14 protein-coding genes and 3 pseudogenes are annotated in these 19,251 nt (G+C 62.7%); 8 read left to right on the top strand and 9 right to left on the bottom strand.

What is annotated here, in order from left to right:
* Nucleotides 1–171 precede the first annotated feature (171 nt).
* The 3 genes from ACFXS9_RS38700 to ACFXS9_RS38690 all read left to right on the top strand — a co-directional run bounded on the left by ACFXS9_RS38700 (nt 172) and on the right by ACFXS9_RS38690 (nt 3,466).
* On the top strand, nt 172–1,551 hold the full coding sequence (locus ACFXS9_RS38700) for an ABC transporter substrate-binding protein (RefSeq protein ID WP_392698544.1): 1,380 nt from the start codon (nt 172–174) through the stop codon (nt 1,549–1,551).
* Nucleotides 1,552–1,745: 194 nt separating this feature from the next.
* Complete coding sequence (locus tag ACFXS9_RS38695; protein ID WP_213288758.1) at nt 1,746–2,618, top strand: carbohydrate ABC transporter permease; 873 nt, start codon at nt 1,746–1,748, stop codon at nt 2,616–2,618.
* Nucleotides 2,615–3,466, top strand: a complete 852-nt coding sequence (locus ACFXS9_RS38690) for a carbohydrate ABC transporter permease (RefSeq protein WP_392698541.1) — start codon at nt 2,615–2,617, stop codon at nt 3,464–3,466. The genes ACFXS9_RS38695 and ACFXS9_RS38690 overlap by 4 nt, the downstream gene beginning before the upstream one ends.
* On the opposite strand, the gene ACFXS9_RS38685 is transcribed toward ACFXS9_RS38690, so the two are convergent.
* The 3 genes and pseudogenes from ACFXS9_RS38685 to ACFXS9_RS38675 all read right to left on the bottom strand — a co-directional run bounded on the left by ACFXS9_RS38685 (nt 3,467) and on the right by ACFXS9_RS38675 (nt 6,310).
* Nucleotides 3,467–4,282 carry an ABC transporter permease gene (locus tag ACFXS9_RS38685; RefSeq protein ID WP_392698539.1) on the bottom strand — a complete coding sequence of 272 codons (816 nt, stop codon included), beginning with the start codon at nt 4,280–4,282 and terminating at the stop codon, nt 3,467–3,469.
* Nucleotides 4,282–5,196 (bottom strand): ABC transporter permease, encoded by a 915-nt coding sequence (locus tag ACFXS9_RS38680; RefSeq protein WP_392698537.1) that lies wholly within the window; start codon nt 5,194–5,196, stop codon nt 4,282–4,284. The genes ACFXS9_RS38685 and ACFXS9_RS38680 overlap by 1 nt, the downstream gene beginning before the upstream one ends.
* Nucleotides 5,193–6,310 (bottom strand): annotated as a pseudogene (locus ACFXS9_RS38675) (ABC transporter ATP-binding protein). The gene ACFXS9_RS38680 and the pseudogene ACFXS9_RS38675 overlap by 4 nt, the downstream one beginning before the upstream one ends.
* A gap of 233 nt (nt 6,311–6,543) precedes the next feature.
* On the opposite strand from ACFXS9_RS38675, the gene ACFXS9_RS38670 reads away from it, so the two are divergent.
* The gene (locus tag ACFXS9_RS38670) at nt 6,544–7,044 is read left to right on the top strand and encodes a heme-binding protein (protein ID WP_392698535.1); all 501 of its coding nucleotides are present in this window, start codon (nt 6,544–6,546) and stop codon (nt 7,042–7,044) included.
* A gap of 79 nt (nt 7,045–7,123) precedes the next feature.
* On the opposite strand, the gene ACFXS9_RS38665 is transcribed toward ACFXS9_RS38670, so the two are convergent.
* Together ACFXS9_RS38665 and ACFXS9_RS38660 are read right to left on the bottom strand one after the other, a co-directional pair.
* A complete protein-coding gene (locus ACFXS9_RS38665) occupies nt 7,124–7,816 on the bottom strand; it encodes a glutathione S-transferase family protein (RefSeq protein ID WP_392698533.1) in 693 nt (230 codons plus the stop codon).
* Between the two features lie 170 nt (nt 7,817–7,986).
* Nucleotides 7,987–8,238, bottom strand: a complete 252-nt coding sequence (locus tag ACFXS9_RS38660; protein ID WP_392698531.1) for a DUF1127 domain-containing protein — start codon at nt 8,236–8,238, stop codon at nt 7,987–7,989.
* A 132-nt stretch (nt 8,239–8,370) separates the two neighbouring features.
* Between ACFXS9_RS38660 and ACFXS9_RS38655 the strand changes: the two are divergent.
* The 3 genes and pseudogenes from ACFXS9_RS38655 to ACFXS9_RS38645 form a co-directional block, all read left to right on the top strand.
* Nucleotides 8,371–8,511, top strand: a pseudogene (locus ACFXS9_RS38655) (LysR family transcriptional regulator); the annotation flags it as partial.
* Between the two features lie 250 nt (nt 8,512–8,761).
* Entirely contained in the window at nt 8,762–9,295 is a 534-nt protein-coding gene (locus ACFXS9_RS38650; RefSeq protein ID WP_392700240.1) for a LysR substrate-binding domain-containing protein, read from the top strand.
* Nucleotides 9,296–9,330: 35 nt separating this feature from the next.
* Nucleotides 9,331–10,641 (top strand): tetratricopeptide repeat protein, encoded by a 1,311-nt coding sequence (locus tag ACFXS9_RS38645; protein ID WP_392700238.1) that lies wholly within the window; start codon nt 9,331–9,333, stop codon nt 10,639–10,641.
* A gap of 24 nt (nt 10,642–10,665) precedes the next feature.
* On the opposite strand, the gene ACFXS9_RS38640 is transcribed toward ACFXS9_RS38645, so the two are convergent.
* From ACFXS9_RS38640 to ACFXS9_RS38625, 4 genes are all read right to left on the bottom strand, one after another.
* On the bottom strand, nt 10,666–11,682 hold the full coding sequence (locus ACFXS9_RS38640) for an adenylate/guanylate cyclase domain-containing protein (RefSeq protein ID WP_392698529.1): 1,017 nt from the start codon (nt 11,680–11,682) through the stop codon (nt 10,666–10,668).
* A 14-nt stretch (nt 11,683–11,696) separates the two neighbouring features.
* Nucleotides 11,697–13,157, bottom strand: coding sequence for a glycerol-3-phosphate dehydrogenase (locus ACFXS9_RS38635; protein WP_392698527.1), 1,461 nt, complete (start codon nt 13,155–13,157; stop codon nt 11,697–11,699).
* Nucleotides 13,158–13,250: 93 nt separating this feature from the next.
* The gene (locus tag ACFXS9_RS38630) at nt 13,251–14,777 is read right to left on the bottom strand and encodes an ABC-F family ATP-binding cassette domain-containing protein (protein ID WP_392698525.1); all 1,527 of its coding nucleotides are present in this window, start codon (nt 14,775–14,777) and stop codon (nt 13,251–13,253) included.
* 404 nt (nt 14,778–15,181) lie between these two features.
* The gene (locus tag ACFXS9_RS38625) at nt 15,182–17,887 is read right to left on the bottom strand and encodes an EAL domain-containing protein (protein WP_392698523.1); all 2,706 of its coding nucleotides are present in this window, start codon (nt 17,885–17,887) and stop codon (nt 15,182–15,184) included.
* 180 nt (nt 17,888–18,067) lie between these two features.
* On the opposite strand from ACFXS9_RS38625, the pseudogene ACFXS9_RS38620 reads away from it, so the two are divergent.
* Nucleotides 18,068–19,249, top strand: a pseudogene (locus ACFXS9_RS38620) (NAD(P)/FAD-dependent oxidoreductase); the annotation flags it as partial.
* Nucleotides 19,250–19,251 lie beyond the last annotated feature (2 nt).

Here is a 19,251-nt window from a genome sequence, read left to right as displayed (position 1 = left end):
AACCAAAATGATTGAACCAAACACCCAGGCGTCTGCAGACCTTTTTGCCGCATTTGCGCCCCCAATATCCCCCTACAGAAGTTTACCGGCCTCCATCTGGATCAGCCCACGCGCATGCGCTAAGTCTTTTATCCAACCGGTTAACAAGCCGGCGTTTTCAGGGAGAACAATGTGATATCCAGGAGATCAGTTTCGCTCGCGGTCGCAGCCGTCGGCCTGTTTTACGCCACGGCGCCCGCGCTCGCCCAGCAGAAGACCATCACGGTCTGGTTCGGCAAGGGCTTTTACAAGTCCGAGGACGATGCGCTCTTAGAGGCGATCAAGAAATTCGAGGCCAAGACCGGCATCAAGGTCGAACTGTCGCAATACGCCATTCAGGACATGATCCCGAAGACAGTGGCGGCGCTGGATTCGGGCACTGTGCCTGACGTCGCCTATTCCGACAGCTATGATGTGCAGGCGCAGGGCAAGTGGGCGTTCGAGGGCAAGCTCGAGGATCTCGGCGACATTCTGCTGCCGATGAAGTCGGCGTTCGCGCCCAACACGCTGGAAACCACCTTTCTCTATAACGACCAGACAAAGAAGAAGGGCTACTACGGTTTTCCGCTGAAGCAGCAGAGCATGCACGTCCAGATCTGGAAGGACATGCTGGAACAGGCCGGCTTCAAGGAAAGCGACATCCCGACCAAATGGGAAGACTACTGGTCGTTCTGGTGCAACAAGGTGCAGGCCGCCAGCCGCAAGGCCACCGGTCAGCGCGTCTATGCCGTCGGCCAGCCGATGGGTGTGGAATCCACCGACTCGTTCCAGTCGTTCTACACCTTCATGGACGCCTACAACGTCAAGCTGGTCGATGACGACGGCAAGCTCCTGGTCGACGATCCCAAGGTGCGGGAAAACCTGATCAAGGCGATGAAGGACTACACCGACACCTACATCAAGGGCTGCACGCCGCCCTCCTCCACCACCTGGAAGGATCCGGACAACAACGTCGCCTTCCACAACAAGACGATCGTGATGACGCACAACTTCACGATCTCGATCGCGGCGAAATGGCTCGACGACGCCAACAACCCGGCGCTGACGCCGGAGCAGCGCGCGCTCGGCAAGAAGAACTACGATGAGACCATCATCACCTCATCCTTCCCCAACAAGCCGGACGGCACGCCGATCAAGTATCGCTCCGACGTCAAGACCGGCCTGATGTTCACGGTCGCCAAGAACAAGGCGGAGGGCAAGGAGTTCATCAAGTTCCTGCTGCAGGAGGAGAACGTGCGGCCCTATATCGAAGGCGCGCTCGGCCGCTGGTTCCCGGTAACGACGGCCAGCCAGCAGAGCCCGTTCTGGCAGGCTGACCGGCATCGCAAGGCGGTGTACAACCAGTTCACGGGCGGCACTACGCCATTCGACTTCACCAAGAACTGGAAGTTCACGATCTTGAACAACGAGAACGTCTGGGCCAAGGCGATGAACCGCGTGGTGAGCGAGAAGGTGCCGGTCGACAAGGCCGTCGACGAACTGATCGCTCGCCTCAAGCAGGTCGCGGGTTGACGTAAACGAAGCCGGCCGCCGCGGAAGTATGTCCGTCGTCCCTGCGAACGCAGGGACCCATACGCCGCGGCGGCCGTTTTGAAAAATGCTGGTGGACGATCTTGCGCAACAACAACGGCCTGTGGTTATGGGTCCCTGCGTTCGCAGGGACGACGGCGTAGCGACGACCGGCATCTCCCCTTAAGAGTAAACGTATGGCAATCACGCTTTCGGGCGATCAGGCAATTCCAAGCCCACCGCTATCGGCCCGGCTGACGACGCCGCAGGTCTGGGGCATCGTGATGCTCGCCCCCTATCTGCTGGTGTTCCTGGCCTTCGTGGTCTACCCGGTCGGCTACGGGCTGTGGCTGGCGCGGCATCCGGCGAGCTATGTCGCGCTCTATCACGACCCGATCTTCGCGCGCGCCGCCGTCAATACGCTCATCTTCCTCCTGGTCGGCATCAATCTGAAAATGGCGATCGCGCTGTTCCTGTCCGGCTTCTTCGCCCAGCAGCGTACCTGGATCAAATGGCTGTCGGTGCTGTTCATCCTGCCCTGGGCGGTGCCGTCGATCCCGACAATTCTCTCCGTGCGCTTCATGCTCAATCCGGAATGGGGCGTTATCAACCAACTGATCTTCAAGTTCACCGCCGAGGACGGCCCGAACTGGCTGAACGACCCGAGCGTCGCCCTCGCCATGGCGATCGGCGTGCACATCTGGAAATCGCTGCCGTTCTGGACGCTGATCCTGATGACCGGGCGCCTTGCGATCTCGCACGATCTCTACGAAGCCGCCGAGGTCGACGGCGCGAGTTGGTCGCAGAAATTCCGCTACATCACCTGGCCGTCGATGCAGACGCTCTACATCACCTGTACGCTGCTCTCGATGATCTGGACGCTGGGCGACTTCAACAGCGTGTATCTGCTCACCGGCGGCGGCCCCGCCGACCTCACCCATGTGCTCGCCACGCTCGGCATCCGCTATCTCCGGCTCGACCAACTCTCGCTAGCGATGGCATCCATCGTCTGCGCGCTGCCGTTCGTGCTGCCGCTGGTCTATTTCATGATGAAACGGTTGTCGCGATGAAGCTGCCCTCTCTGAGAGAAATCGGCAACGAGGCGAAACTGCTTCTGATCGGCATCCCCGTGCTGATCTGGACGCTGGTGCCGATCTATCACATGTTCCTGTTCGCGATCTCACCGAAGGAAGACGCGTTTTCGGGCAAGCTGTGGCCCGCACATCCGACGCTGAACAATTTCAAGATCGTGTTCTACCAGGAGCACTACTTCCTGCGCGATTTCTGGATCCAGTTCTTCAATTCGGTGGTGATCGCGCTGTCCGCCGGCGCGCTGACGCTGTTGATCGCGACCGCCGCGGCGTTCTCGATCTCGCGGCTGCGCGTCCCCGGCGGGCGCTGGGTGATGAATCTGGCGCTGTTCACCTATTTCATCCCGGCGGCGTTCCTCGCCGTGCCGATGTACCGTACCATGGGCAATTACGGGCTCCTCAACAATCACTGGTCGCTGATTCTCGCGATGGTGACGATCGCCTCCCCTTACGCGATTTGGGTTCTGAAACAGGCGTCCGACAAGTTGCCGGTCGAACTGGATGAAGCCGCCACCATGGACGGCGCCACCACGCTGCAGCTATTCCGGCTAGTGTATGTGCCGCTGATGATGCCCTCGCTGGTTGCGATCGGCACCTACGCGATCCTGCTCGCCTGGAACGAATATCTCTACGCGTTCCTGCTGCTGTCGAGGGATACCGAGATCACGCTCCCCGTCGCGCTCGGCAACTTCCTGGCCGCGGACGACTCGCCGTGGGAATTGCTGATGACCACCGGCTTCATCTACGCGCTGCCGCCGGCCGCGATCTATTACGCGTTCAGGCGGTATATGGTGGGCGGGCTGACGGCGGGCGCGGTGAAGTCGTGACTACAGCGGCGCCGCGCTCTTAGCCTCCGAACTCGAAAGTTTCGAGGCGAGCGAGGCGATCACGATCAGCACCGCGATCAGCGCGATCACCATCGTGCAGATCGCGTTGATCTCCGGCTTTACCCCCAGCCGCACCTCAGAATAGATCCGGATCGGCAGCGTTGCCGAGCCGGGCCCGGTGGTGAAACTTGCGATCACGACGTCGTCGAGCGAGAGCGTGAAGGCGAGCATCCAGCCTGCGGCAATGGCAGGCAGGATCAGCGGTAGCGTCACCCGAACAAACGCCTGCACCGGATCGCAGCCGAGATCCATCGCGGCCTCTTCCAGGCTGCGGTCGAGCGAGGCAAGGCGCGACTGCACCACCACGGTGACGAAGCACATCGTCAGCGTGGTGTGCGCGATCGTCACGGTCCAGAAGCCGCGCTCGGCGTTGAGTGCCACGAACAGCAGCAGCAACGACAGCCCTGAGATCACCTCGGGCATCACCAGCGGCGCGTAGAGCATGCCGGAAAACAGCGTCCGCCCCCTGAAGCGTTCGCCGCGAACCAGCCCGACTGCCGCGAGCGTGCCGAGCAACGTTGCGATCGTGGCCGATACCGCGGCAACGCGAAGGCTCATCCATGCCGCATCCAGCATGGCGCGGTCGTTGAAGAATTCATGATACCAGCGCAGCGACCAGCCGCCCCACACCGTGACCAGCCGCGAGGCGTTGAAGGAATAGATGACAAGAATCACGATCGGCAGATACAGGAACGCCATCCCCAGCGCGAGCGCGGTGATATTGAATGGCGATATCCTGCCGACACGGCGCGCCATCACTTCGCACCCTCCAACGTGCGGCGCTGCAGCCGGTCGTAGAGCAACAGCGGCGGCACCAGCAGCACCAGCAAGGCGACCGCGGCGGCGGCGGCGACCGGCCAGTCCTTGTTGGTAAAGAATTCGAGCCACAGCGTCTGGCCGATCATCATGGAACCGGAGCCGGCGAGAAGATCGGGGATCACGAATTCGCCGATGATAGGGATGAAGCACAGCAGCGCGCCGGCGCCGACCCCCGGCAAGGATAGCGGGAACGTCACCAGCCAGAACGCCTGAAGCGGCGAAGAGCCGAGATCGCTTGCGGCTTCCAAGAGCGAGGGGTCCATCTTCGAAAGCGTCGCGTACAGCGGCAGGATCATGAACGGCAGATAGGAATAGACGATGCCGAGATACATCGCGCTGTCAGTCGACAGCCACACCACCGGCGACGAGACCAGATGCAGCGCGAGCAGAGTTTTATTGAGCAGCCCGTCATGCTGCAAAATATTGATCCATGCATAGATGCGGATCAGGAACGAGGTCCAGAACGGCACGATCACCAGCATCATCGCGATCGGCTGCCAGCGCTGCGGCAGCCGCGCCATGCCATAGGCGATCGGATAGCCAATCAATAGCAGGATCAATGTCGAGGTTACGGCAACAACGACGCTGCGCAAATAGGAGCTGATGTAGAGACTGTCCGAGATCAGCAGCCTGAAATTATCGAAGGATAACTGTGCGAAGGCCGCGTTGATCGCGCTCCATCCTTCGGAGAAATCGAACACGGGCACATAGGGCGGCTGCGCGATCGCGGTCTGCGACAGGCTGATCTTCAGCACGAAGCCGAACGGCACCAGGAAGAACAGCACCATCCACAGATAGGGCGCGATGGCGGCATACCGCGCCGGCCGCGCGAAGATGCGGCGCGCGCTCATCGCTCCAGCACCACGCAATCGTCGGGCGTGAACCACGCCACCACGCGCTGGCCGGCGCTCAACGTGTCGATATCAAGCCGCGCAGTATTGGCGATCGACGAGCGTACCACCGCGCCGGAATCGAGCTTGATCTTGTAGACGGTCGAGCCGCCGAGATAGCTGACATCGGCAACAACGCCTTCCAACCGGTTGATTGCCTGCAAGGTGCCCGCATCCAGTGCCGGGCCGCGGCGCGACAGCCTGACCTTCTCGGGGCGTATCGCGACTGAAACCACCGTCTTGCCGGCGAGATCGCGCGGCTCGGCGACCACGATAGTCCCGCCGTCGCGGGTCGCAATCGTCAGGCGATGGCCTTCCTGCGAGGTGACCTCGCCGTCGAACACATTGACGTCGCCGACGAACTGGGCGACCCAGCGCGAGGCGGGCGCCTCGTAGAGATCGCGCGGGGTGGCCACCTGTTCGAGCCGGCCGGCATCCATGACGCCGATCCGGTTCGCCATCGTCATCGCCTCTTCCTGGTCGTGGGTGACGACAATGAAGGTCATGCCGAGGCGACGCTGCAGTTCCATCAATTCGAGCTGCGTGCTTTCACGCAGCTTCTTGTCGAGCGCCGCCAACGGCTCGTCAAGCAGCAGGACCTTGGGTCGCCGCGCCAGCGAGCGCGCCAGCGCCACCCGCTGCTTCTGGCCGCCCGAAAGCTGATCCGGCCTGCGCTTCTCTAGCCCATCGAGCTTGACCAGCGCGACCATCTCGCCCACGCGGGTATCGATGGCGGCGCGCGCCATCCCGGCGCGCTTCAGGCCGAACGCGATGTTGTCCCAGACCGAGAGATGCGGAAACAGCGCGTAGTTCTGGAACATCATGTTGACGGGCCGCTCATGCGGCAGCACCGGTGCGATATCGCGGCCACCAAGCAGGATGCGGCCCTCGTCCGAGTCTCGAAACCGGCAAGCATCCTGAGCAGCGTGGTTTTGCCGCAACCGCTCGGGCCCAATAGCGCAAAGAACTCGCCTGCCTTGATGTCGAGCGAGAGCCGGTCCACCGCGTGGAAACTGCCGAATTTCTTCGATACGCCTTCGATGCGGAGCAGCGGCGTGTCGCCGGCCGGCGCCATCGGCGTCGCCTGCGCGACGGCCGCACTGATTTTCGCTGTGTCGATCTCAGGCGATTGCCCGCTCATGTCATTTGCCTGCGCCGTCATGGCCGCACGCTAGCGGCGGATCGCCATCCGCTCAACCGGCCCGGAACAAGCAGCCACAATATTCTGGATGCAGCTCCCGTCTCTGGTAAGGTTCGGAATTCGCAGAAAGCCGGCCGCCGCGCGATAGGAATGATCAGGAGAGATTGATGACGGTTCGGAGTTTGGTGGCAGCAACGGCAATCTCTTCCCTGTTCGCCAGCTCGGCCGCCGCCCAGGAAGCCATCGTCACCTACAAATCGTTGAGTCCCGAGGTGGCGCTCGATCTGGCGCGCGCGACGCTGGCGGATTGCCGCAAGCGCGGCTTTCAGGTGTCGGTCGCCGTCGTCGATCGCTTCGGCGTGACGCAAGTACTGCTGCGCGACCGCTTTGCAGGTCCCCACACGGTATCAACCGCTTCGGGCAAGGCATGGACGGCGGTGAGCTTCCGCACCAGCACAACCGAGCTCGTTGCCAACAGCCAGCCCGGGACGATGCAGTCCGGAATCCGTGATCTGCCGGGCGCCGTCATCATCGGCGGCGGAGTGACGGTCGAAGCGGCAGGTTCGCTGGTGGGCGCTGTCGGCGTCTCCGGGGCTCCCGGAGGCGACGCGGACGAGGCCTGCGCCAAAGCAGGCATCGATGCCATACGCGACAAGCTCGACTTCTAGTCTGCGTTTGCGTCAATTGCGATACCGCTTCAGCCGGAGAACCTGCGCCCCTCAGATCGACAATCGTCGGCCCAAAGCGTCAGGCCGCCGGACGATGGTGATGTACCCACTCCCGCGCATGCTGGATCGGCGCGCGCGGCGGAAGTGAAGCACTGAAGCGAACCACGGTCGGCAGCGCATCCATTCGGTTGTCCCAGGCCGCCACGGCCGGGAATTTCGACAGCAGTTGTTTCCCTTCCGGCGTCAACCCGAAGCCGAACAAGGTAGGTAACAGGAAGTAGTCCGCCATGGTGACGGCGTCGCCGACAAGGAATGGCCGGCCGTCGGACAGTTCCTTCTCCATGACCTCCAGCGCGCGCGTCGCCTTTGGAAGCGCACGCTGCACGATGAGATCGTTGCCGGGAATCCCGAGTTCCGGGTAGACGCCACGTTCGTGCCCTATGTGATAAATCATCTCCGGATAGAAGTACCAGTTGAGATTGCCGATCCACTGGTTCATCCGCGCGCGTTTGCGCGGATCGTCCGGCGTAAGCTTCGGCCCCGGAAAGACATCGTCCACGTAGGCGGCGATGGCGTTGGTTTCATAGAGCATGAAGTCGTCGTGCTGCAACGCAGGCACGCGCCCGAACGGATGCCGTTCAAGATGGATCGGCAGATACATTTCGTCTTCGGTGTCGTGGAGGCGGTACTCGATGTTTCGCGCGGTGAGGATCAAGCCCACCACTTTGACGAACGTGCTGCGAGGAAATCCAAATAGGGTGACGTTGGACATTGGGCTCTCCAATGCCGCCGCCGGATTCGTGACTTGGCGAGATCATTCATTTCGCCAAAAGCCTCGACGCAGCGAGCGGTCGAAGTGCAGTACTTGGGCGAAATGCCTCAGGTCGTCGGGCGACTGCAATGATGCCAGACATGCGTAGCTATCGGTAATCGAAACGGGAATCAACGCCAGAACGGTTTTGCGGCTTCCCGAAAGGCCTGTTCCTGGGACACTCCAATGTCCTTGAGAAGGTAATTGTTGAGCTCGGCCAATTCTCCGAGTTGCCTTCGCTGACGGCTCCGCCCCATCCAGAACTGCAATGTGTGCAGCCCGTCTCCAAAGAGTGTTAGCAGGCCTGACTGATAATAGAGCGCTTCCCCTCTGGCGATTTCGCGCGAGGAGATGGCCCATCCTTGTGTGAGTTGCTTTGACATAGTGAAGCTCCAAAAGCGCCCTGGTCTCCTTGCGAGCCACGGCGAGAAGCCGGATCAATAGGACCAGCCTAGGCTTGTCCGCAAAGCATCGTTTCTCTATCCTGCCCTAGTTTTTCTCATGAAGGTCAGACCATGCTTCGCCGCCTGCCGCCGCTGAACGCACTCAAAGCCTTCGAAGCCGCGGCACGGCATGAGAGTTTTACGCGCGCCGCCGAGGAGCTCTGCGTCACACAAGGGGCCGTCAGCCGTCAGGTCAAGGGGTTGGAGGCAGAACTCGGCATCAAGCTCTTCAACCGCGAACGCCAGCGACTGGTGATCACCGGCGCAGGCCGGGATTATCTCGGCGTGGTGCGCGATGCGCTCGATCGTATTGCCGTCGGCACCGAGCGCCTGATGCAACGCCAGAGTTCAGGTGTTCTGACGGTCAGCACGTCGCCGGACTTCGCTGCCAAGTGGCTGGTACACGAGACTCGGCCGCTTTTCCGAGGCCCATCCCGAAATCGATCTGCGGATTTCGGCAACCATGCACCACGTCGATTTCGCCCGCGAGGACGTCGATCTCGCCGTGCGGCACGGCGACGGCAATTGGCCTGGACACGATGTGATACGGCTATCTCCGGAGCAACTATTCGCCGTCTGCAGTCCCAAGCTCCTTGCGGGCCGCCAGCGCCTCGCCCGGCCTTCGGATGTCCTGAAATTTCCGTTGCTTCACCTCGACGATCGCAAGGCGTGGACCAGATGGCTCGAGGCTGCCGGTGTTGCAGACTCAGAGCCGTCGCAAGGGCCCGTGTTGAACCGCGCCAGCATGGTTATCGATGCCGCGGTCGACGGCCAGGGAATAGCGCTCGCTCGCACCACTCTTGCTGCGTGGGACCTCATCAGCGGGCGTCTTGTTCGGCCGTTCGGGGATGCCAGCCGACTTTCCAGGACATACTGGATCGTCTGCCCGAAAGCCACTTCCGGCCTGCCGAAAATCAAGCTGTTTCAAGATTGGTTGCTGGCCGAAGCAGCGCGAGACCATCGTCATTTGCAGAAGCTCGGACCAAAGGCGGCGTAGCTGCCGCCACATCCTCGCACGAGGGAATAAGAAAAATGAACCGGGACAGGTACGATCTTCCACTGACAACCGCCTCGGATCGCGCCGCGGCGCATTATCGCGAAGGCGTCGACTGCATGCTGTCGGCGTGGCACGGTGCCGAGGACGCCTTCGATAAGGCGATTGCGGAAGATCCCGGTTTTGCACTGGCGCATATCGGCCGCGCCCGGCTGCATCAGCTCAACATGGAGGGCAGCAAGGCGCGTGCTCTTGCCGCGCAGGCCCGTGAACTGGCCGCCGGCGCGAGCCCGCGCGAAAAAAGCCATGTCGAGATCATCGCCGCCGTGATCGAGAGCAAGCCGAAGGTCGCAGTGACCGGCGCCGAGGCGCATCTCGACGAATATCCGCGCGACGCGCAGGTGCTGTCGATCCTGCTCGGCGCGTTCGGTCTCTACGCGTTCTCGGGCCGTCCCGATCACGATGCGGCCAAGCTCGCGATCTGCGAACGCCACGCGCGGCATTATGGCGAGGACTGGTGGTTTGTCAGCTACCTCGGCTGGTCGCACACCGAGGCGGGAAATCTCTCCACCGGCCGGAGCCTGTCCGAGCGCGCGATGGGGCTGCGGTCGGCCAACGCCAACGCGGCACATGGCCTCTCGCATGCGATGTTCGAGCAGGGCGACATGGAGGCCGGCCGCAGCTTCCTTTCGCAATGGATGCCCGCGCATGAGCGCCAGAGCTTTCTGCATGGGCACCTGGCCTGGCACGTCGCGCTGACCTTGCTCGACGCCGGCGATCTCCACGGCGCGCTTGCGATCTACGAGCAGCATATCAAGCCGGCGGGCCGGCCCTATCCGCCGCTGAATATCTTCACCGACGGCGCCTCGCTGCTGTGGCGGCTTGCGCTGGCCGGCCAGACCGGGCTGGAGGCGCATTGGCGGGATATCGCCGCCTATGGCGAAAAGTACTTTCCGCAAGCCGGCGCGCATTTTGCCGACGTTCATTTTGCGCTGGCCACCGCAATGACCGGCAGCGATGCGCTGGAGACGCGACTGGCGCAGCTCGAAGCACGCGCAGCCGACGGCAAGCTGTTGCCGGGGCAGGCCGCCATCGGCCTCTGCCGCGGCATCCGCGCGTTTGCGGAAGGCGACAATGCGGAGGCGATCCGCCTGCTCGAACCGGCCCTTGCCGAGTTGACGCGGATCGGCGGCAGCCACGCCCAGCGCGAACTATGGGAGGACACGCTGATCGTGGCGTACCTTCGCGCCGGTCGCGGCGAAGCGGCCGCGAGCCGCATCTCAGCCCGGCTTGACCGCAGGCCTTCGGCGCGCGACGAGGCCTGGTCGCGGCAAGCGCAGCGAAACTAGGCGAGGTCAAGCAGGTCGCGACGATCAGCCACGTCGCTCGACGGCAAACACCTCGATTGCCGCCGCCCTCCCCCGCAAGCGAACTTCGCCGAGCGCTTCGACGGCGAAAGCCGGCTTCAGCTTCATGTGGCGCAGCAGGTCGGAAGACACCAGCAAGTTCCGGCCAACTTCCTTGCAGTGCTCCTGCAGCCGCGCCGTCACGTTCACGGTATCGCCGAAATAGGCAAGCTGGCGGCGCGAGCTTCCGCACTCGCTGATCACCACATAACCGGCGTGCAGGCCGGCGCGGAAGCTCGGCACCATGCCGAACTCTTGCCGATAAGAGTCAGCTTTGTCCGCTATGCTGTCGGCAATCGCGAAGAAGCATTCGATGCAGCGCGCCCCCGACATCCTGTCATCGAGCGGCCACGTCACGATGACCTCATCGCCGACATAGGCGTGAACCTCGCCGCCATGCGCGACGATCGCACCATCGATGTCGAAGAAGAAGCGGGTGAGCAGGCCCTGCACGCGCAATTCGCCCATCGTCTCCGCGAGCGAAGTCGAACCTGCGAGATCGAGAAACATCAGCACGCGCGCTTCCCTCGCCGGGCTTCGATAGCGCCCGAGCGCTACGTTGAACAGCACACGGCTGCCGACCAGGCGCGTCAGCTCGAAGATTGACAGGACGAGCAGGGACGCGAAGAAGCTAAATGCAACGACCACCGGAAACTGGTCAATCAGCCACTTCGTCTCGATCCATTCCCAGTACAGCGCCACCTGCAAGACCAGCGCCGCGCTCGCGACCACGATGGCCATGGTCGCGGAGCGCACCGCCAGATCCATTAGCAGCGGCCATTTGCTGATCCACTCACTTCGTCGCGACGTGAAGTAGAGATGAACGCCCCAGGCGGCCAGCGTTATGCCCATCCCGTGCAAGCTGCTCCGGAGATAATACGACGGCGTTGCTTCGATCGGATCATCAATGAAATAGCGATAGGCTATTCCCCCGAGCAAGCCGATGATCGCCAGGAAAACGGTTGGCCTGATCACGCCCCGCATGTCCCACCCATTCGTCAGACGGCCGCAGCCATGAACGCCGCCAGCGCGTCGCGGTCCGCGGGCGGCATGGTGAGGCCAAGCTTCGTGCGCCGCCACAAGACATCGTCCGGAAAGCGCGCCCATTCCCGTTGCATGAGATAGCGGACCTCTGCGCCCGTCAATTCCGGTCCGAAAGCAAGGCCGAGTTCGCCGCGCTCCTTGGCGTCGCCCAGGATCGCCTTGACGTTCGAGCCGTAGGCCGCGACCAGGCGCCGCGCTTGATCCTCGCCGAGAAACCGCCAGCGTTCGCGCACTTCGTCGACTTCGTTGTCGAAGCGGTCCCAGGTAAAATCACCGCCGGGCAGCGGCGCGGTCGCGGTCCAGCGCGGCGACATCGGATAGAACGGCGTCAGCTTCGAGACCGCCTGCTCTGCGCGCAGCCGCGACGTCGTGACGTCGCCGCCGAACACGGTGAGCAGCGGCGCTTTTCCGCGGCCGTGGTCGAGCGTCATCGCCCCGTCGCGTCCGCTCGCGGCGTTCCGCACCATGTTGGCCCCGGAAAGCGTACGCACCACATCGACCGTCTCGATCCGCTCGCGGAAATAGCGGTTCGCCGCATCGCAGAGATAGGCGACGTCACCGGCCGCCATCGCAACGATGGCCGGATCGCCCTTGAAAGCATGGTTGGCGGTGCCGATCAGGGTAAAATCGCGCTCATAGGGGCTGGCGAAAATCAGCCGACCATCGCTGTTCTGAAATACATAGATATTGTCGCTGTCGAACAGACGGCGGACCACGATCTGGTCCATCTGCTCGGCGGCAACCTTCGGCGGCGGCACGCGCAACACCGTCTCGGCGACAGACGACGTCCAGGCGCCGCTGGCGTTGACAATCGCCCTTGCCGTGATCACCTGGCGAAAGCCGCGATCGATCGTCACCAGCCGCCATTCGTTGCCCCGTTCGGCCCGGGTGCAGCGCGCGCCGGTGCGAATCACAGCGCCGCGCGCCGCGGCATCGACGGCCGTGAGCACCACCAGCCGGGAATCGTCCACGACACAGTCGGAATACTCGAAGGCGGTGCCGAACGGTCGCTTCAGCGCGTTGCCGATCGGATGATGCGTGACGTCGACAGTCGCCGAGGCCGGCAGACCGCTGCGCGAGGCCAGCCGGTCATACAACAGAAGCCATGAGCGCAACTGCCAGTCCGGGCGTTCATCCGAATGGGCGGGAATCGCAAAGCGCATCGGGCGCACCAGATGCGGCGCGATCCTGAGCCAGATATCGCGCTCGGCGAGCGCTGTGCGAACCCGCAGGAAATGCCGGCGCTCAAGGCTTGCCAGATCGCCGTGAATCAGCCGCGGCGAGGCCGACGAGGCGCCCGCGGCGAGATCGCCCTGCTCCAGCAGGATGACGCGCAGGCCGCGGCCTGCGGCGTCCCGCGCGATGCTGACGCCGTTCAACCCGCCGCCAATGATCGCGAGATCGTAGTCCGCCATACGCTATGGGTGACTGGAGAGAAGCTGATTTCACTACACTAGGTCATGATGGCCAAAAGTGGATGGCGCTCCTGGAAATGAATCAAGCGCCGCTCAGCCGGTTGCGCCGATCGATGCGAAGAAGCGCTCAGGTCCTTCCAGTTCCACCAGCTTCTTTCTTTCGATCAGCCAGAACCGGTTTCCGACCGTTCGCATGAAGTTGCGATCATGTGAAACCAGCAGGCAGCTTGCCTGATGCTCCAGAAATTCGTCCTCCAGCACTTCCTGCCCCTCGATGTCCAGGTGATTGGTAGGCTCATCGAGCAGATAGAAGTTTGGCCGGGCAAGGCGCAGCAAAAGCATGCCGAGACGCGCCTTCTGTCCGCCGGAAAGCTGGCCGATCGGACGGCTCAGCATCGCAACGGACAGGCCTGCGCCGGCGAGCAACGCGCGCGCACGCTGATCGCCGACATCGAATCGGCTGACGATCGTGTGCATCGGCGTGTCGCCATCGGCAAGATCGGCAAGATCCTGTCCGCAATAGCCGAATGCAAGTGACTGCGTAACCTTGATACCGGCCTGCATGGCTTCCCGGTTTTCGATCGCCTGGCGCAGCATCGCCACGAGCCGGGTCTTGCCGGCCCCGTTCGGTCCCAAAAGCACGATCCGGTCTCCCTTGCAGATGAACTGCTTGCCGGTTTTGAACAGCAATCCGCCGTCCGGCGCTGCGACGGCGGCATCGTCCAGCGCGATCAGAACCTTGGCATGCGTTCCGCGATTGGCCAACTTGATCGTCCCCGCGGGTCGCTCCAGATGCGCGGGCTTTGCCGCATCTTCCAGCTTCTCGGCCCGCTGCTTCAATTGCTTGGTCTTTTGCAACAGAAGGTCGCTGCCGGAATTGACACCGAGATTGTTGAGCCTTGCAGCCTGCTGCCGAAGCTGCTGGGCCGCCTTTACGTCACGTTGGTAGCGCCGCTCATCCGATGCATCGATCTCGCCAAGCGCGGCGCGGGCCCGCGTATAGGGCAACGAAAATATTTGCGACTGCTCGGGTCGCAAAAATACCGTGCGGTTCGTGGTCGCGTCGAGAAAGGCACGGTCATGGCTCGATATCACGACCGGCATATCGCGCGGCAGCGCGTTCAGCCAATCTTCAAGCTGACGGATCCGGGCGAGGTCCAGATGGTTGGTTGGCTCGTCGAGCAACAACACGTCGGCCTCGGTCACCACGACGCGGGCAAGCAAGGCAAGCCGCTGCCAGCCGCCACTCAGTTGCTTCAGCGGCCTCTGCCGCAGCGCCTCGGGCACCTCCAGCGACTCCAGGGCCATTTCGACTCGCCAGCTTTCGCTTGCCCGTCGGTCGACGGGCAGCGCCTCGAGCACCGCCGTGTCAAACGGCGTGTTCATCACCACCGACGGCACCTCCTGCTCGACATAGCCGATGGTCAGTCCTCGCGATCTGGTGACCTCGCCTTCCCCTGGCTCCATCAGGCCGGCTATGCAGCGCAGCAAGGTGGATTTGCCGCGCCCATTCGCCGTGACGAGCCCGATACGGTCACCGGCATTGACGAGGAGGTTCAGTCGGGAAAACAGCGGAGCATTCAGCGTCACGCCGAGATTGCGGATAGTGATAAGGGTCATGATCGTTCCCTGGTCTTGCCGGCGACCACGACGTCCGGTGCATACAGGCATCAGCGGATGTCCGTGTCGGAGCGCGGCGAGTTACCGAAATGCAGGCGCGAGCGAGCAAATGTTCGACGCCGCATTGCGACGGGGCAGACCAGGAAGAGATTTGCGAAAGGTCTCTGGTCAGCCCTGCAAACGCATCTGCAGGGCGTTGACGGGGCCACGCTGGCGATAGTGCCGGAGAAATTTCGTCACCGCGCAGCCCTCCTTTCTCGATTCAGATAGGCCGTGAAAATAGCCGGGGCTGCAAAGGAAGGCAAGCAAAGGCATCATCGAGCTCAAATCCGAAAAGCCCGAAAGGTTACGCGCTCAATGGCATCATTGGCTCGTGAGACATAGGGTGACGCAGCTTCGCGAAATCAGGCGCTGGCGAGCTTGCGTGCAGTCTCGACGGCATTTGCGGCACTGCGGCCGACCAGCCCGGCGTAGTGCCCGATAGGCTGGGGCTTGCCGAGAAAATAGCCCTGCACCGCGTCGCAGCCCTCGTCGGCGAGGAAGCCGAGTTGTTCCTGGGTCTCCACGCCTTCGGCAACGATCGACATTTCTAGGCCGTGGCCGAGATCGATGACGGCGCGCACGATCGCCGCCGATTGCGGATTGCGCCCGAGATTCATGACGAAGGCGCGGTCGATCTTGATCTTGTCGAACGGGAAGGCCTGCAGATAGCTCAGCGAGGAATAGCCGGAACCGAAATCGTCCATGGAGATACGCACGCCGAGCGCCTTCAGCCGCCGTAGCAGTGCCAGACCGCGGTCAAAATCCTCGATCAGCACGCCTTCGGTGATTTCGAGCTCGAGCCGGTCGGGCGCGAGGCCAGTCTCGAGCAGGATCGAATGCACCAGGCTGACCAAATCGCCATGCATGAATTGCGCCGGCGACAGGTTGACGGCGATCTGCATCGGCACCGGCCAGGAGGCAGCCTCCCGGCAGGCTTCGCGCAGGATCCAGACGCCCATTTCGACGATCAGGCCGCTTTCTTCGGCAAGTGGAATGAAATCGCCTGGCGACACGAAGCCGCGCACCGGATGTATCCAGCGCGCCAGCGCCTCGAAGCCGATGACCTTGCTGTCAGCGATCGTCGAGCCCGCCGCGGCCTGCGGCTGGTAGTACAGCGACAATTCGCCGTTCCTGATCGCCATCGAGAGATCCTGGTGCAGCACGCGGCGGTCGCGGATCTGCTGGTCCATCTCCGGTTCGAAAATGCTGATCGAGCCACGCGACTTCTGCTTGGCGCGAAACAGCGCCGCGCCGGAATTGGCCAGCAGCGAAGCCGCATCCGAGCCGTTATGCGGAAATACCGAGATGCCGGTCGTCACCCCGGTCCGCACCGACTTGCCGTCGATCACGAACTCGTCCGACATCGTCTGCGCGAGTTTTTCGGCAAGCGCCTTGCCCGCCTCCGGCTGCTTGCCGTCGATGATCAGGCCGAACTCGTCGCCGGAGAGCCGGGCCACCACGCCACCCCGGGCGCAGGCCTGGATGCGGCCCGCAACCTCGATCAGGAGCTTGTCGCCCGTTGCGTGGCCGAACACATCGTTGATTTCCTTCAAGCCGTCGAGGTCGACGCACAGCACCGCGAATTCCTCGTCCGTGCCGGCACAGGCCTCGATCATCTGGGCCAGCGCCTGCAGGAAGGCGGCGCGGTTCGGCAGATCCGTCAGGCCGTCATGGTAGGCCATGTGCGCCATGCGCGACTCGGTCTGGCGGCGATCGGTGACGTCCTCATGGGTCTTGATCAGATATTGCGGCTCGCCGGCTTCGTCGAGCACCGTCATGCGGCGGGTCAGGAACAGCCGCAGCCCGTCCTTGGTGGATATCGGGTGCTCCTCGGTGAGCAGGCCGCGTTTCTTGATCGCGGCCTCGTCGCGCGCGATGATCAGCTTGGCTTCGCGCGGATTGAAGATGTCGGTAGCGGTCAGGCCTGTGGCATCCTCGCGGCGGCGATTGAGAATGGTTTCGGCGCTGCGGTTGGCAAGCAGGTAGCGCCCATCGCTGACGCGCTCCACGATCAGCGAAACCGGGATGTTGTCGACCACCAGTTCGAGGAATTTCTTGGTGTTTTCGAGTTCGCGCGACAGTGATCGGCGGTCGGTGACGTCGTCGAACAGCGCGATCAGGAATTCCGGCTTGTTGTTCTCGTTGCGCGCGACCACGCGGTTGGAGGAGAGAACGCGTTTGTTATCACCCCGTTCGACGACGTATTCGCTGCGCTGGTAACCTTCCGGCGCGTTCAGCGCCGCCTGGTCCGCCGCCTCGATGCTCTTCGCGGTTTCGGGCGTGAAGATCTCGTCGGCGCGCTTGCCGATGATGTGATCGCGGGAGAAGCGCGAGAATCGCTCGAACGCGCGGTTGGCGAAAATATAGCGGCCGTCCTCGATGTTCTTGGCGGCGACGCAGACCGGAACGTTGTCGAGCACCGATTCCAGAAATTTGGTGGTCGATGCCAGTTTGCGCGACAACTGGCGCTGCTCGGTACAATCCTCATGCGTTCCGATCGTCCCGCCATTGGGCAGGCTGAAGATCTTCGACAACACCGATCGGCCGTCAGGCAGTTCGGTGACGACACCTTCCGGGCGGCGGGCAAGCTTGCCGAACTCGTCGACGGTGAGATTGAGCAGTCCCCGTTCGCGCCGCAGTTGAAGCAGTTCGCGACCGGTCATGCTGCTCGAAATCTCGGTGCGGCTCAGCCCGTACATTTCAAGGAAACGGTCGTTGCAGAAGACCACGCGGTTTTGCGCGTTGGTCATCATCACGCCCTGGTTGAGATTGTTGAGCGCCGAACTGATGAACGCGCTGCGCTGCAATTGCGCGCTCTTCGCCCTGCGCAGCGCCGACAAAATCCAGATGCTGATCGCGGCCAGGAAGGAGGCGACGACAATCCCGCCGATCAGGAACTCCCAGACCATAGTGGGATCGAATTCGCCGATGTGGCTCGCCGGCGCAAAGCCGCTGGAGGATGCGGCCCCCCACGCCAGCCCGCACGGCGCAGCAATGGCGAGCAGACAGACGAAGGCCTGCGCCGGAATCGAATTCTTCCGTCCTGCCTGCCGGTTGCTGTCAGCCATTACCCACCCGAGGTTTGCGGGCGGAGTGTCTGGCTTGACGGGTTTGGATCGGGTAAACGGCTACCCGCACAATTCTAAAATATGACCCAAATTACGGCAATTGGCCCGACATGATTAATGCTTCGTTAATGGAACTGCGTTTACTGCGTATTTCGAGGCAAACCAACGGGTTGTTCGACAGCTCCACCGAACGCAACGATGATTGCCGAGCGTGGCAAGCGCCGATTCCTGCGCCAGATTTCCGGGCCTGAAGCTGACATGGACAAGGTCGATTGCGTCGTCATCGGAGCGGGGGTGATCGGGCTCGCGATCGCACGGCGTCTGGCCCAGGCGGGCCGCGAAGTGATCGTGCTCGAGGCCGCCGAGGGCATCGGTACCGTCACCTCCTCGCGCAACAGCGAGGTGATTCATGCGGGCATCTATTACCGTGCCGGCAGCCTGATGGCGCAGATGTGCGTCAGCGGCAAGCGCGCGCTCTACCGGTATTGCAGCGACCACGGCATTCCGCATCGCAATTGCGGCAAGCTGATCGTGGCGACGACGCCGAAGGAAACCGAGAAGCTGCAATCGATCCGCGCGCATGCCGAGGCCAATGGCGTCGACGACATGCAGTTGCTCACCGGCGAAGCGGCGCGCGAACTGGAGCCGGCGTTGAATTGCGACGCGGCGCTGTTGTCGCCGTCCACCGGCATCATCGACAGCCACGCCTATATGCTGGCGCTGCGGGGCGATGCGGAAGAAGCCGGCGCGGCTTTCGCATTCCACACCCCGCTGCTGCACGCGCGAACCAACGCCGGCCATATCGAAATCGAAGCCGGCGGCGATGCGCCGATGACCCTTGCGTGCAACCTGCTTGTCAATTCGGCCGGATTGGGCGCACCCACGGTGGCGCGCAACATCGAGGGTATGCCGATCGAAATGATTCCCTGCGCTTATCTCGCCAAGGGCAATTATTTTAGCTGCAGTGCGCGGGCTCCATTTTCGCGCCTGATCTATCCGGTGCCCGAGCCTGGTGGGCTGGGCGTGCACCTCACCCTCGACATGGCCGGACAAGCCCGGTTCGGCCCCGACGTCGAATGGGTCGAGAGCATCGACTATGCGGTGGACCCCGCCCGCGCCGAGCGATTCTATCCCGCGATCCGGCGCTATTGGCCGACGCTGCCGGACGGCGCGCTGATGCCGAGCTATTCCGGAATCCGGCCGAAAATCGTGCCGCCGGCCGTCGCCACGCAGGATTTTCTCATCCAGGGTCCTGCCGATCACGGCATCGCCGGACTGATCAACCTGTTCGGCATCGAATCGCCCGGACTGACGTCATCGCTCGCGATCGCCGATCACGTCGGCGCGCTGGCTGAGCTGTGACG

The sequence above is a fragment of the Bradyrhizobium sp. RDI18 genome, assembly GCF_043203335.1.
In the GTDB taxonomy this organism is placed as follows: Bacteria; Pseudomonadota; Alphaproteobacteria; order Rhizobiales; family Xanthobacteraceae; genus Bradyrhizobium; species Bradyrhizobium retamae.
Note: the sequence above shows the minus strand (reverse complement) of the source record. Positions and strands in the feature narration are given on the sequence as shown.